This window comes from Ralstonia flatus (assembly GCF_958439105.1).
In the GTDB taxonomy this organism is placed as follows: domain Bacteria; phylum Pseudomonadota; class Gammaproteobacteria; order Burkholderiales; family Burkholderiaceae; genus Ralstonia; species Ralstonia flatus.
Window position 1 is genome coordinate 25,397 of the sequence record NZ_CAUDLI010000015.1, and the last position, 12,469, is coordinate 37,865.

Sequence of the window (12,469 nt, forward strand, 5' to 3'; positions counted from 1 at the left end):
GTAAAAGTTAAAGATCAAGTGACCATTGCCGTCTTTGTGCGGTGCGTCAGCTTTTCTACAATGGCCCTCGTTGCGAAGGTCGGCAAGGCGTTCTGCGTAATGGAACGTGCGAGCGCGTGGCCTTCGGGTCCGTGGAGCTTCTGATGAGTTCGATTCGCGCGGTGGTTTTCGATGCCTATGGCACGTTGTTCGACGTGTATTCCGTGGCCGCGCGCGCCGAGCAACTGTTTGCCGGCAAGGGCGAAGCGCTGTCGGTGCTGTGGCGCGACAAGCAGATCGACTACACGCGCATCCGCTCGCTGGCCGGCCCGTCGGGCGAACACTACAAGCCGTTCTGGGACATCACTGTCGATGCGCTGCGCTATGCGGCCGCACGCCTGGGCGTAGAGCTTTCCGCCCACGACGAAGCCACGCTGATGCGCGAATATGCGTGCCTGTCGGCGTTTCCCGAGAACGTGCCTGCGCTGCGCCGCCTGCGCGAGAGGGGCTTGCCGCTGGGCATCCTCTCCAACGGCAACCCCCAGATGCTGGACATTGCCGTGAAGAGTGCCGGCATGTCGGGGCTGTTCGATCACGTGCTGTCGGTCGATGCGGTCAAGCTCTACAAGACCGCGCCGCAAGCCTATGCGCTGGCGCCACAAGCGTTTGGTGTGCCAGCGGAACAGATTCTGTTTGTCTCGTCCAATGGCTGGGATGCCTGCGGCGCGACGTGGTACGGCTTCACAACGTTCTGGATCAACCGCCTGGGGCATCCGCCCGAGGCGCTCGACGTGGCGCCCACCGCGGCCGGCCACGACATGCGCGATCTGCTGCAGTTCGTGCAGGCAACACAAGCGACGTAAGGCATTGCATTTAATCGGTCCAGCCATAGGACCGAACCCGTTCAACCCTCACATCATCCTCTGGAGAACAACCATGGCGCTCACGCTGCCCCAAGGCATGGAGATCAAGGCCGAGATTCTGCCGGCCTACGAAGACATTCTGACCCCCGAAGCACTGGCGCTGGTCGCCAAGCTCCACCGTGCCTTCCAGCCGCGTCGCAAAGAGCTGCTGGCTGCCCGTGTCGAGCGCGCCAAGCGCCTCGACGCCGGCGAGCGCCCGGATTTCCTGCCGGAAACGAAGGCCGTGCGTGAAGGCGACTGGAAGGTTGCTCCGATCCCGCCGGCACTGCACTGCCGCCGTGTGGAAATCACTGGCCCGGTCGATGCCAAGATGGTCATCAACGCGTTCAACTCGGGCGCGGACAGCTACATGACCGACTTCGAAGATTCGAATTCGCCGAGCTGGCACAACCAAATCCAGGGCCAGGTCAACCTGAAGGCCGCCATCCGCCGCACGCTGACGCTGGAGCAGAACGGCAAGACCTACAAGCTCAACGACAAGATCGCCACGCTGCAGGTGCGTCCGCGCGGCTGGCACCTGGACGAGAAGCACGTGCTGATCGACGGCGAGCGCGTGTCCGGCGGCATCTTCGACTTTGCGCTGTTCCTCTTCCACAACGCCAAGGAGCAGATCGCGCGCGGCGCCGGCCCGTTCTTCTACCTGCCGAAGATGGAAAGCCATCTGGAAGCGCGTCTGTGGAACGACATCTTCGTGATGGCGCAGAACGAGATCGGTCTGCCGCAAGGCACGATCAAGGCCACCGTGCTGATCGAAACCATCCTCGCCGCGTTCGAGATGGAAGAAATCCTGTACGAACTGCGTGAACACAGCGCGGGCCTGAACGCCGGCCGCTGGGACTACATCTTCTCGTGCATCAAGAAGTTCAAGGTCGACAAGAACTTCTGCCTGGCCGACCGCGCCAAGGTGACGATGACCTCGCCGTTCATGCGTGCCTACGCGCTGCTGCTGCTCAAGACCTGCCACAAGCGCGGTGCACCCGCCATCGGCGGCATGAGCGCGCTGATCCCGATCAAGAACGATCCGGAGAAGAACGCCATCGCCATGGCCGGCATCATCAACGACAAGAAGCGCGACGCGACCGACGGTTACGACGGCGGCTGGGTGGCACACCCGGGCCTGGTCGAGCCGGCCATGAAGGAATTCGTGGCAGTGCTGGGCGACAAGCCGAACCAGTTCGAGAAGCAACGCCCCGACGTGGAAGTGAAGGCTGCCGACCTGCTGGACTTCCAGCCGGAAACGCCGATCACCGAAGCTGGCCTGCGTATGAACATCAACGTCGGCATCCACTACCTGGGCGCCTGGCTGGCCGGCAACGGTTGCGTGCCGATCCACAACCTGATGGAAGATGCCGCCACGGCAGAAATCTCCCGCTCGCAGGTGTGGCAGTGGATCCGCTCGCCCAAGGGCAAGCTGGAAGACGGCACCAAGGTCACGGCTGAACTGGTGCGCAAGCTGATCCCGGAAGAATTGGCCAAGGTGAAGGAGACGGGCGCGGTGGGCCACTTCGACCGTGCCGCAGAAATCTTCGAACAGATGTCGACGTCGGAAGACTTTGCGGAATTCCTGACCCTGCCGCTGTACGAAGAGATCTAAAAAATCGCTCACGATCCTACTGCGCGCCCCGATCTTGGCTCTGCGATGCTCGCCGTACTCATGTACGGCTGCGCTTCTCGCGCCAACCTCGGGTCGCTCGCTACGGATCATGAACGATTTTTAAGCGACGCCTAAAGCGCGCTGAGGAAACGCCGGCTGGGGCAACCCGCCGGCGTTTTTTCATTTGGCGCAAGGCGGGCCAAGCCGCGCGATAATGTCACGAAATCTTGCGGAGGTCGCTTTGCGCTTTGAACACCTGGTGGAAGTCAACGATCCACTGAACCCCCTCATCGACACGCTGACCCTGAACCAGATCTGGCAAGGCCTGGTGCTGCGCGTGCGCGAGCAAACCGAATTTGTCGAAAGCCTGGACGAATGCATCATCACCGCTGAAGGCGACGGCTGGGTCGAGCGCGAACTCGTGTTCGGCAAGGCGCGCATCCAGGACCGCGTGACGCTCGAGCCCCACAAGCGCGTGACGTACACCACTGAAGCCACGGGCGAACACGCCGGCGGCTCGCTGACCATGACGATCGAGAGCAACGAGGCCAACGCCGCGTTCATCCGCTTCATCTACGACACCACGCTGCCCAACGCCGACGAAACCGGCGACACGCGCTACGCCGAGATCGTCAAATCCGCCTACCGCGAATCCGACATCGACACCGTGCGCCGCATCCGCGAGATCGCCGCCACCGGCCGCCTCGGCTGACGTGTTCTGTCCGGCCGGCGCTGGAGGAGGCGCCGGCCGGGTTTGCTCTGCCTGCACCCTGGTCGTCTCACACATCACGACAACGAGACCATGACGACATTCACGCCCACCCTGGAGGCGCTGCGCGCGCGTTACGGCGAGCGCTTCAAATGGCTCGTTCTCTTCACGCTGATGGTGGGTGCGGTGTCGTCCGTCATCTCAGCCACGATCGTGAACGTGGCGATTCCCGATCTCAGCCGGCATTTCGTGCTCGGGCAGGAACGCGCGCAGTGGGTATCGGCCAGCTTCATGGTGGCGATGACGTTGTCGATGCTGCTGACACCGTGGCTGCTGCTGCGTTTCGGGCTGCGTCGTACGTTTATCGGCGCGTTGCTGCTGCTGGGCGTCGGCGGGCTGGCGGGTGGCCTGTCGCCCAATTACGAAGTGATGATCGCCATGCGCGTCGTGGAAGGGATTGCGGCCGGCATCATGCAGCCGCTGCCCAACATCCTGATCCTGCGCGTGTTTCCGGAGCGGGAGCAGGGCAAGGCGTTCGGCCTGTTCGGCTTTGGTGTTGTGCTGGCGCCGGCCGTGGGCCCGAGCGTGGGCGGTTTCCTGGTGGAGTTGTTCGGCTGGCGCTCGATCTTCTTCGTGGTGATGCCGTTCACGCTGATCGGCTGGGCGATGGCGCGGCGCTTCATGGCCATCAACTCGTCGATGGCGGGCGAGCCCAAGCCGCTCGACTGGCGTGGCCTGCTGTTGATCGGCGGTGCGACCGTCACGCTGCTCAACGGACTCGTCGCGCTCCACGGCGATGTGGCGCACGGCGTTGTGCTGATGCTCGTGTCGGCCGTGTGCCTGGCGGGCTTTGTGTTCTGGCAGCGGCGGGTGGAGTCGCCGTTGCTCAACCTGCGGCTGTTCAGCTACCGGCAGTTTGCGATGGGGGCGGTCGTGGCCTTCATCTACGGGGCCGGGCTGTACGGCTCGACGTACCTCGTGCCGGTGTATATGCAGGTGGCTCTGGCCTATGCGCCGTCGCGCGCCGGGCTGGTGCTGCTGCCCGCCGGCCTCGTGCTGGCCGTGACGATCATGCTGGCGGGGCGGCTGACCAATCGCATCGAGCCGTTCCGGTTGGTGTCGTTCGGGCTGGCAGCGCTGGCGCTTTCGTTCTTCCTGATGGCGACCAACACCCGGGCAACGAGCTATCTGCTGCTGATCGCCATCGCCGTCATCGGGCGGATCGGGCTGGGTTTCGTGCTGCCGTCGCTGAGCCTTGGCGCCATGCGTGGTGTCGATTTCACGTTGATCGCGCAAGGCTCCAGCGCCGTGAATTTCCTGCGCCAATTGGGCGGGGCGATCGGCGTGTCGGCCACCGGTATCTTTCTGCAATGGCGGCTCGCCACGCGCGGTATCGAAACGGTGCACGGTGCGGCAGTCGACCCGGAGGCGCGCATCCTGGCCTTTGACGAGACTTTCGTCTTTCTCGGCACGCTGTGCGCACTGGCCGTGCTGGCTGCATGGCGCATGCGCCGCCGTGAGCTGCCGTCCGCCATTCCTGCAGCGCAATAAAAAACCGGGCACGGGGCCCGGTTCTTCGTTGGCGATTCGACGATCAGGTCGTTGCGCCGCTCTTCAGTTCTTCGACGAGGTCGATGTACTTTTGCTTGGCCTCGTCCTGCGACGTGCCTTTCAGGCCTTCCCACGCCTCAAATTTGTAGCGGCCGACGATGTCGGTAAAGCCCGGCTTGTCGCCGTGCGCGTCACCTTCGGCGCCTTGCTTGTACAGCGCGTACAGGCGCAGCAGCGTCATGTTGGCGGGGCGCTCGGAGAGGCCCTTGACGTCGATTTGGGCTTGGTCGAAACGGGCTTGCAGGTCGCTCATGATGATTCCCGGCTGAAAACAATGGTCTGGCGATGATAGCGCCGGGGTTCGGCGGTCGGGCCGTTTGAATTCGAGGACGGCTTCGGTTTTCTGCGCGACGTTGGGCCCGGTTTCCCGAGGCGCAGCCACGGGTTTGCGCATTCAGGCGCCACACCAGCCGGTACAATGCCGCCATGCCCTGGATTCTTGCTTTCGATACCTCCACCGAGTTCTGTTCCGTCGCCCTTGGTGACGGCACGCGCACGCTGTTCCGCCATGAACACACCGGCCCGCGCTCCAGTAGCCGCGTGCTGCCGGCGGCTTCCGAATTGCTGGCCGAGGCGGGCATCGCCCTGGCCGATTGCGCTGCGATTGCCTTTGGCGCCGGGCCGGGTTCCTTCACCGGGCTGCGCACGGCGTGCGGCGTGGCGCAGGGTTTGGCGTTCGGTGCGGATCTGCCGGTCGTGCCCGTCAACTCGCTTGTTGCCTGCGCCGAGCAGATGCGCGCAACGTTGCCCGCTGGCACAGCCGTGACCATTGCGCTCGATGCGCGTATGGACGAGTGCTACTGGGCCAGCTTCATTCCCGCCGATGCGGCGCAGGACGCATCCGGTTGGCATGCGCTTTCCGCCATCCAGGTCAGCGGCCCCCAAAACGTTGTCGCGCCGTCGCAGCCGTATTGGCTGGCGGGCAATGCCGCCGCGGTGTTCGGCGATCAGTTGAGCATCGCTGCAGGGGCCGCCGTTGTGTTGCCCGAGGTCGCGCCGCACGCCCGAGAAATCATCACCGTCGGTCTGCGCCTACTGGCCGCCGGCCATACGGTGCGGCCTGAAGATGCGGCGCCGCTCTATGTCCGTGACAAGGTCGCGCTCACCATTGAAGAGCGACAAGCGGTGCAGCAGGCCAAGGCTGCCGCAGGTGCCCAGCCATGAGCCTGATCGACAACGCACTGGCCCGCGTCATCACGCAGGCGCCGCTGCCTGCGGGCTGGCGCGCAGAGCGCATGACGGCTCGCGATCTGGAGGGCGTTGCGGCGGTGGAACTGGCGGCGTTCAAATTTCCCTGGTCGCGCGGCAATTTTGAGGATTCGCTCAAGTCCGGCCACCTCGGCATTGTGTTGCGTGACGGCGGCAACGAGGTCGCGGGCTACCTGATCCTCATGCCGGTGGTCGACGAGATGCACTTGCTCAACGTGACGGTGGCACCGGCGTGGCAACGGCAAGGGCTCGGCCATTGGCTCATGCGTCTGGCAACGGCGCTCACGTTGGTGCATGGCTTCGGCAGCCTGCTGCTGGAAGTGCGCCCCTCCAACACCGGCGCGATTGCGCTGTATCACCGTATCGGCTTTGCCGAAATCGGCCGGCGCAAGCGCTATTACCCGGCCGAAAACAACACGCGCGAAGATGCGCTCGTCATGCGCATGGTGTGCGAGGCGAGCGGGGTGGAGGCCGCATGAATCGTCGATCCCGAATGCTCGAAGCGCTGGGCGTTTCGACCGAATGGACCTTGCGCGGGGCTGAGCCGGCCGGGGTGGAGGCCGTCGAGGTCGCTGTCGCCGAGCCGGTTGCCGTCGAGGTGGAAGCCGATTCGTTTGTTGTGGCTGAGTCCGAGCCAGTGCGACTTGAAACGCAAACGCCTGTCATGGAGGTGGCCGCGCCATCTGACACGGCCGCGCCGCGCGCCCAGCGCATCGCCGCGTTCGACTGGGCACAGCTCGAAGCCGCCGTTTCCAACTGCACCTCGTGCAAGTTGTGCGAGCGCCGCACGAACACCGTTTTCGGCGTTGGCGATCGCGAGGCGGAATGGATGCTGATCGGCGAGGCGCCGGGCGAGCAGGAAGACAAGCAGGGCGAGCCGTTCGTCGGCCAGGCCGGCAAGCTGCTCGACAGCATGCTGCGATCGATCGGCCTGTCGCGCGAGAAGGGCGTGTTCATCGCCAACGTGCTCAAGTGCCGCCCGCCCGGCAATCGGGATCCGGAGCCGGACGAAGCCGCGATGTGCGATCCGTATCTCAAGCGTCAGATTGCGCTGGTCAAGCCGCGCATCATCGTCGTGCTGGGTCGCATTGCAGCGCAAAACCTGCTGCAGACGCAAACGCCTGTCGGCAAGCTGCGCGGCAAGGTGCATGAGGTGGAGGGTGTGCCCGTGGTGGTGACGTACCACCCGGCGTACCTCTTGCGCACGCTGACTGACAAGGCGCGTGCGTGGGAAGACCTCTGCCTGGCGCGCAAGATTTACGCGGAGCGCGGCGGCCAGTAGTCAGTGGCCCGCCTGCGTGGCGGGCACTGCGTCAATGGTGCTTGTCTTCGCCGATGAGCGCGGCGGTGTGAAACAGCTTTTCGTTGAGGCGATGCCGGCGCATGACCAGCGCCATCGTCACGCAGACGAAGATGCCGAACGACACGATCACGACGCTCACCGACACGTTGAGCTTGATGAGCAGTGCGTAGAGGCACAGCATCAGCAGCACGGAGACATTCTCGTTGAAGTTCTGCACCGCAATCGAGTGGCCGGCCGAGAGCAGCACGTGTCCGCGGTGCTGCAGCAGTGCATTCATCGGCACCACGAAAAAGCCTGACATGGCGCCGACGATCATCAGGAACAGGTAGGCGATCATCATGTACAGCGGCAGCTTCATATGGCCGATGTGAAATGTGACTTCCGGGATCGTGTGCTTGGTGTAGAACGCCATCAGCATCACGACTGCGCCCATTGCCACGCCCACCGGCAGCACGTCGAGCGAGCGGCGCAGCGGAATTTTCACGGCGGCAGCCATGGCGCCGGCCGCCACGCCGACGGCCACCACGGCTTGCAGAATGGCGCCCTGCGAGAGGTTCAGCTCCAGCGATTGCTCGGCCCACTTCAGCACGATGAATTGCAGCGTGGCGCCCGCGCCCCAGAACAGCGTCGTCACCGCCAGGGAGATCTGGCCGAGCTTGTCGCGCCACAGTGCGTTGAAGCAGTCGGCAAACTCCGAAATGAGACGTACCGGATTCTTTTCCTGCTGCGGATAGCGCGCGCCGGTGTCCGGAATGCGCGTATTGAACAGCGCCGCGATCAGGTAGATCACCATGATCACCAGCATCGCCGCTTCGGCCGGGGTGTCGATGCGCTCGAGCCCCGGAATGTCGAACGACAGCAGCCAGGCCGACACATGGTTTGAGATCAGCGCTCCGCCGAGCACGGTGCCCAGGATGATCGAGCCGACGGTAAGGCCTTCGATCCATCCATTGGCGGCGACGAGTTTTTCAGGGGGAAGGAGTTCGGTGAGGATGCCGTACTTGGCGGGCGAATAGGCTGCCGCACCAAAACCGACCACGCCATAGGCGAGCAGCGGGTGCAGACCAGTGAGCATCACACCGCAGCCCACCAGCTTGATCGCATTGGTGATGAGCATCACCTTGCCCTTGGGCCGGGAATCGGCAAACGCGCCAACAAATGCGGCAAGTAAAACGTAAGAGAGCACGAAGAACAGCTTGAGCAGCGGGGTCATCCACTGCGGCGCATGCATCTCTGTCAGAAGGGCGATGGCGGCAATGAGCAGCGCATTGTCGGCGAGCGACGAAAAAAACTGCGCCGCCATGATGGTGTAAAAACCCTTCTTCATACCTTCGAATTCATCCCCGTAGACCGCGGTGCCATCTTCCTCTTCACGACCTGCCGGCAGCATGCCGGCACTCGGAAGTGCCCCCCGGGGGTGCCGGCCAAGCGTTGCGACGGCTGACCGGCCGTGCAGCGCACAGGTGCGCGGTGGCGGCATCGAAGCCTGTGCCCGCGCGGGCTCCCCTGGTTGTGGTTCCCTTGGACGGGGCCCATGCTGTGCTGTAAGACAGGCATCGCTGGGCAACCGCGGGAATCTTCACTGACAGACGTTCGGGCCATGCGTTCCGCCCGGAATGTGTTTTGGTCTCGCCTGCTCGCATGGTCAAACCGGATGTGGCCGCATCGCGCAAAAAGAAGTGGCGGGTGCCCAACTTTCCTTATGCTGACAGCGCATCACAACTGTTTTCCCATGCCTGAATTGAACGGCTTTATATCATGAAACTTGTGCGCTTCCGGTGACGGCGGCGCACTTTCTTTTTGGCGCGCCGATGACACCTGCGAACCAGTTGGCGTCCTGTGGTCAAATAGAACGCTCATCGCGTGAGGTCGGGCGCACCGGCCCCCGCAACGTCCATTTGCCTGTTGCATTGCAGCACCGACGCCGCGCCACAAGCGCGCCATCGCATTCACGTTTTGCAGGTTTGCCGTCATGCCAAGACCCATCCAGGCCGTCATCCACGGCCCAGCACTTGCCAATAATCTCCAGGTTGCCCGCCGTCATGCGCCCAACTCGCGCGTGTGGGCCGTCGTCAAAGCCAACGCGTATGGCCACGGCATCGAACGCGTGTATGAGGGCCTGCGCCAGACCGACGGTTTCGGCCTGCTCGATCTGGACGAGGCCGTCCGCCTGCGCCAGCTCGGCTGGCAGGGGCCGATCCTTCTGCTGGAAGGTTTTTTCAAGCCGGAAGATTTGGCCATCGTCGAGCAGTACCGCCTGACCACCACCGTCCACTGCGAAGAGCAACTGCGCATGCTGGAACTGGCACGCCCGAAAGGGCCCATCAGCGTGCAGCTCAAGATCAATACGGGCATGAGCCGCCTCGGCTTCGCGCCCGCCGCCTACCGCGCCGCGTGGGAGCGCGCCCGCGCCATTTCGGGCGTCGGCACGATCGTCCACATGACGCATTTTTCCGATGCCGACGGCCCGCGTGGCATCGAGCATCAACTCGTCGCGTTTGAACAGGCCACGCAAGGTTTGCCGGGCGAGGCGTCGCTTTCCAACTCGGCGGCCACGTTGTGGCACCCGAAAGCGCATCGCGACTGGGTGCGCCCGGGCGTGATCATGTACGGCGCCTCGCCGACGGGCGTGGCGGCGGACATCGACGGCACGGGCCTGCTGCCCGCCATGTCGCTCAAGAGCGAGCTGATCGCCATTCAGGATCTGCAGCCCGGCGCGACGATCGGTTACGGCTCGCGTTTTGTTGTGGAACACCCGATGCGCATCGGCATCGTCGCGTGCGGTTATGCCGACGGCTACCCGCGTCATGCGCCCGGCTGGGACGGCAACCATACGCCCGTGCTGGTCGACGGCGTGCGCACGCATACCGTCGGCCGCGTGTCGATGGACATGATTACCGTCGACTTGTCTGGCGTGCCCGAAGCGCGCGTCGGCACCCCCGTCACGCTGTGGGGCGAAGGTTTGCCGATCGACGACGTCGCGCAGGCGTCCGGCACGGTCGGCTATGAGCTGATGTGTGCATTGGCGCCGCGCGTGCCGGTGTCCGTTGAACCGGTCAGCACGGCAGAGGCCGGCGACCTGGGCAAGGCTGCCTGAGCGCAGCATCGTCAATACAAAGATCAAGCGGCGGCCGCCCATGCGCGGCGCCGTAAGCAGGGGGTTGTTTGGCCAAGAGCAAGACGGTCTATACGTGCACCGAGTGTGGCGGCACGGCACCGAAGTGGGCGGGGCAGTGCCCGAATTGCCAGCAGTGGAACACGCTGGTGGAAACCGTCGCGCAGCCGACGTCCGGCGCCGGCGCGCGTTTCCAGTCGCTGGCATCGAGCGCGACGGTGCGCAAGCTGTCAGACATCGACGCGGTGGATGTGCCGCGCTTCTCCAGCGGCATCGACGAATTTGACCGCGTACTGGGCGGCGGCCTGGTCAGCGGCGGTGTGGTGCTCATCGGCGGTGATCCCGGGATCGGCAAATCGACGCTGTTGCTGCAGGCGCTGTCCAACCTGTCGACCGATCGGCGGGTGCTGTACGTGAGCGGCGAAGAATCCGGCTCGCAGATCGCGCTGCGTGCACGGCGCCTGGGCATCGAAAGCCCGAACCTCGCGCTGCTGGCAGAAATCCAGCTTGAGCGCATCCAGGCGACCATCGAGACGGAAAAGCCGGAAGTCGTCGTCATCGATTCGATCCAGACGCTGTATTCCGAGGCGTTGACCTCGGCGCCCGGCTCCGTGGCGCAGGTGCGCGAGTGCGCGGCGCAGCTGACGCGCATTGCCAAGCGGCTGGATGTGACCACCATTCTGGTCGGCCATGTGACCAAGGAAGGCGCGCTGGCGGGCCCTCGTGTGCTCGAACACATTGTCGATACGGTGCTTTATTTCGAGGGCGATACGCATTCCGCCTACCGGCTCGTGCGTGCGTTCAAGAACCGTTTTGGCGCCGTCAACGAGTTGGGCGTGTTTGCAATGACGGAGCGCGGCCTGCGCGGCGTGGCGAATCCGTCGGCGCTGTTCCTGTCGCAGCACGAGCAGGTGGTGCCGGGTTCGTGCGTGCTGGTAACCCAGGAAGGCACGCGGCCGCTGCTGGTCGAAATCCAGGCGCTGGTGGATACGGCCAACGTGCCGAATCCGCGCCGCTTGGCTGTGGGTCTGGAGCAGAACCGGCTCGCGATGTTGCTGGCGGTGCTGCACCGTCACGCCGGCATTGCGTGCTTTGACCAGGACGTGTTTCTCAACGCGGTGGGCGGCGTGAAGATTACCGAACCGGCGGCGGACTTGGCGGTGCTGTTGGCGATCCACTCGTCGATGCGCAACAAAGCGCTGCCGCGCGGGCTGGTGGTGTTCGGCGAGATCGGCCTGGCCGGGGAAATCCGCCCGACGCCGCGCGGTCAGGAGCGGTTGAAGGAGGCTGCCAAGCTGGGCTTTTCGATTGCCGTGATCCCGAAATCCAACGCCCCCAAGCAGGCGATCGACGGGCTGGAGGTCATTGCCGTCGAGCGCATTGAACAGGCGATCGACCGGGTGCGCTCGCTGGAGGCTTGATCGTTCAACATTTCGCAACGGTATCGCTGATGCCATTTGAAAATGCATGTGCCGTTGCGGTGCGATAATCCGCCCACTTTTCTCCATGACTCCTCTGAACTGACGCCGCCATGCAAGCCAACTCGCGCGCCTTTTTCCTGCTGATTGCCGTGATCTCCTTCGGGGTGGTCGGCTATGCGCTGTACCTGCAGCACGTTGAGGGGCTGCAGCCATGCCCCCTGTGCATCCTGCAGCGGTTTGCGTTCCTGGGCATCGGCGTGTTCTCGCTGCTGGCGGCGCTGTCGTCGGCCACGCGGCTGCTGTGGCACGGGCTCGGCATGCTGTCTGGCCTGGCCGGCCTGTGCGTCGCGGGGTACCACGTATCGCTGCTGCTGAACCCGAAGGCAACGTGCGGCATCGACCCGATCGAGAACTGGGTCAACGCGCTGCCGACTGCCAAATGGTTGCCGCAGGTGTTCGAAGCCGATGGTTTGTGCGTCGGGCCGATGCCGCCGGTGCTGGGCCTGTCGGTGCCGGTGTGGTCGCTGATCTGGCTGGTGATTCTGTCGCTGACGCTGGTGGTGGGGATGATCCGCCGCGAGCGCCGCTGAGCCGGGGCCGCCGAT

12 protein-coding genes are annotated in these 12,469 nt (G+C 64.2%); 10 read left to right on the forward strand and 2 right to left on the reverse strand.

The annotated features are described in order from the left end of the window. Positions 1–143: 143 nt before the first annotated feature. From R2676_RS25045 to R2676_RS25060, 4 genes are all read left to right on the forward strand, one after another. Positions 144–842 carry a haloacid dehalogenase type II gene (locus tag R2676_RS25045; protein WP_206272252.1) on the forward strand — a complete coding sequence of 233 codons (699 nt, stop codon included), beginning with the start codon at positions 144–146 and terminating at the stop codon, positions 840–842. A gap of 73 nt (positions 843–915) precedes the next feature. After that, positions 916–2,496 (forward strand): malate synthase A, encoded by a 1,581-nt coding sequence (gene aceB / locus R2676_RS25050; protein WP_102067094.1) that lies wholly within the window; start codon positions 916–918, stop codon positions 2,494–2,496. A 241-nt stretch (positions 2,497–2,737) separates the two neighbouring features. Next, positions 2,738–3,208: an SRPBCC family protein gene (locus tag R2676_RS25055; protein ID WP_027677508.1), complete on the forward strand. Its 471-nt coding sequence runs from the start codon at positions 2,738–2,740 to the stop codon at positions 3,206–3,208. Between the two features lie 90 nt (positions 3,209–3,298). Then, complete coding sequence (locus tag R2676_RS25060) at positions 3,299–4,756, forward strand: DHA2 family efflux MFS transporter permease subunit (RefSeq protein WP_027677507.1); 1,458 nt, start codon at positions 3,299–3,301, stop codon at positions 4,754–4,756. A 43-nt stretch (positions 4,757–4,799) separates the two neighbouring features. Here the strand turns inward: R2676_RS25060 and R2676_RS25065 are convergent, their stop codons facing one another. After that, positions 4,800–5,069, reverse strand: a complete 270-nt coding sequence (locus tag R2676_RS25065) for an acyl-CoA-binding protein (RefSeq protein WP_004626591.1) — start codon at positions 5,067–5,069, stop codon at positions 4,800–4,802. A gap of 173 nt (positions 5,070–5,242) precedes the next feature. Here R2676_RS25065 and tsaB point away from each other — a divergent pair, with 173 nt between their 5' ends. The 3 genes from tsaB to R2676_RS25080 are packed head-to-tail and all read left to right on the forward strand — an operon-like array spanning position 5,243 to position 7,307. Continuing rightward, positions 5,243–5,980 (forward strand): tRNA (adenosine(37)-N6)-threonylcarbamoyltransferase complex dimerization subunit type 1 TsaB, encoded by a 738-nt coding sequence (gene tsaB, locus R2676_RS25070; RefSeq protein WP_206272254.1) that lies wholly within the window; start codon positions 5,243–5,245, stop codon positions 5,978–5,980. Next, positions 5,977–6,504: a ribosomal protein S18-alanine N-acetyltransferase gene (gene rimI / locus R2676_RS25075; protein ID WP_027677504.1), complete on the forward strand. Its 528-nt coding sequence runs from the start codon at positions 5,977–5,979 to the stop codon at positions 6,502–6,504. Before tsaB ends, rimI begins: the two co-directional genes overlap by 4 nt. Beyond that, complete coding sequence (locus R2676_RS25080) at positions 6,501–7,307, forward strand: uracil-DNA glycosylase (RefSeq protein ID WP_206272255.1); 807 nt, start codon at positions 6,501–6,503, stop codon at positions 7,305–7,307. Before rimI ends, R2676_RS25080 begins: the two co-directional genes overlap by 4 nt. Before the next feature lie 31 nt (positions 7,308–7,338). Here the strand turns inward: R2676_RS25080 and lplT are convergent, their stop codons facing one another. Next, entirely contained in the window at positions 7,339–8,655 is a 1,317-nt protein-coding gene (lplT, locus tag R2676_RS25085) for a lysophospholipid transporter LplT (protein WP_027677502.1), read from the reverse strand. A 645-nt stretch (positions 8,656–9,300) separates the two neighbouring features. Between lplT and alr the strand changes: the two genes are divergently transcribed. The 3 genes from alr (at position 9,301) to R2676_RS25100 (ending at position 12,454) form a co-directional block, all read left to right on the forward strand. Then, on the forward strand, positions 9,301–10,425 hold the full coding sequence (alr, locus tag R2676_RS25090) for an alanine racemase (protein WP_206272257.1): 1,125 nt from the start codon (positions 9,301–9,303) through the stop codon (positions 10,423–10,425). A 68-nt stretch (positions 10,426–10,493) separates the two neighbouring features. Further along, positions 10,494–11,864, forward strand: coding sequence for a DNA repair protein RadA (radA, locus tag R2676_RS25095; protein ID WP_009238271.1), 1,371 nt, complete (start codon positions 10,494–10,496; stop codon positions 11,862–11,864). A 110-nt stretch (positions 11,865–11,974) separates the two neighbouring features. After that, complete coding sequence (locus R2676_RS25100; protein WP_024975827.1) at positions 11,975–12,454, forward strand: disulfide bond formation protein B; 480 nt, start codon at positions 11,975–11,977, stop codon at positions 12,452–12,454. The last annotated feature ends 15 nt before the right edge of the window (positions 12,455–12,469 follow it).

Coding starts and splice junctions, on each gene's coding strand:
- R2676_RS25045 (WP_206272252.1), top strand. CDS start 144: ATGAGTTCGATTCGCGCGGTGGTTTTCGATGCCTATGGCACGTTGTTC.
- aceB (WP_102067094.1), top strand. CDS start 916: ATGGCGCTCACGCTGCCCCAAGGCATGGAGATCAAGGCCGAGATTCTG.
- R2676_RS25060 (WP_027677507.1), top strand. CDS start 3,299: ATGACGACATTCACGCCCACCCTGGAGGCGCTGCGCGCGCGTTACGGC.
- R2676_RS25065 (WP_004626591.1), bottom strand. CDS start 5,069: ATGAGCGACCTGCAAGCCCGTTTCGACCAAGCCCAAATCGACGTCAAG.
- tsaB (WP_206272254.1), top strand. CDS start 5,243: ATGCCCTGGATTCTTGCTTTCGATACCTCCACCGAGTTCTGTTCCGTC.
- rimI (WP_027677504.1), top strand. CDS start 5,977: ATGAGCCTGATCGACAACGCACTGGCCCGCGTCATCACGCAGGCGCCG.
- R2676_RS25080 (WP_206272255.1), top strand. CDS start 6,501: ATGAATCGTCGATCCCGAATGCTCGAAGCGCTGGGCGTTTCGACCGAA.
- lplT (WP_027677502.1), bottom strand. CDS start 8,655: ATGAAGAAGGGTTTTTACACCATCATGGCGGCGCAGTTTTTTTCGTCG.
- alr (WP_206272257.1), top strand. CDS start 9,301: ATGCCAAGACCCATCCAGGCCGTCATCCACGGCCCAGCACTTGCCAAT.
- R2676_RS25100 (WP_024975827.1), top strand. CDS start 11,975: ATGCAAGCCAACTCGCGCGCCTTTTTCCTGCTGATTGCCGTGATCTCC.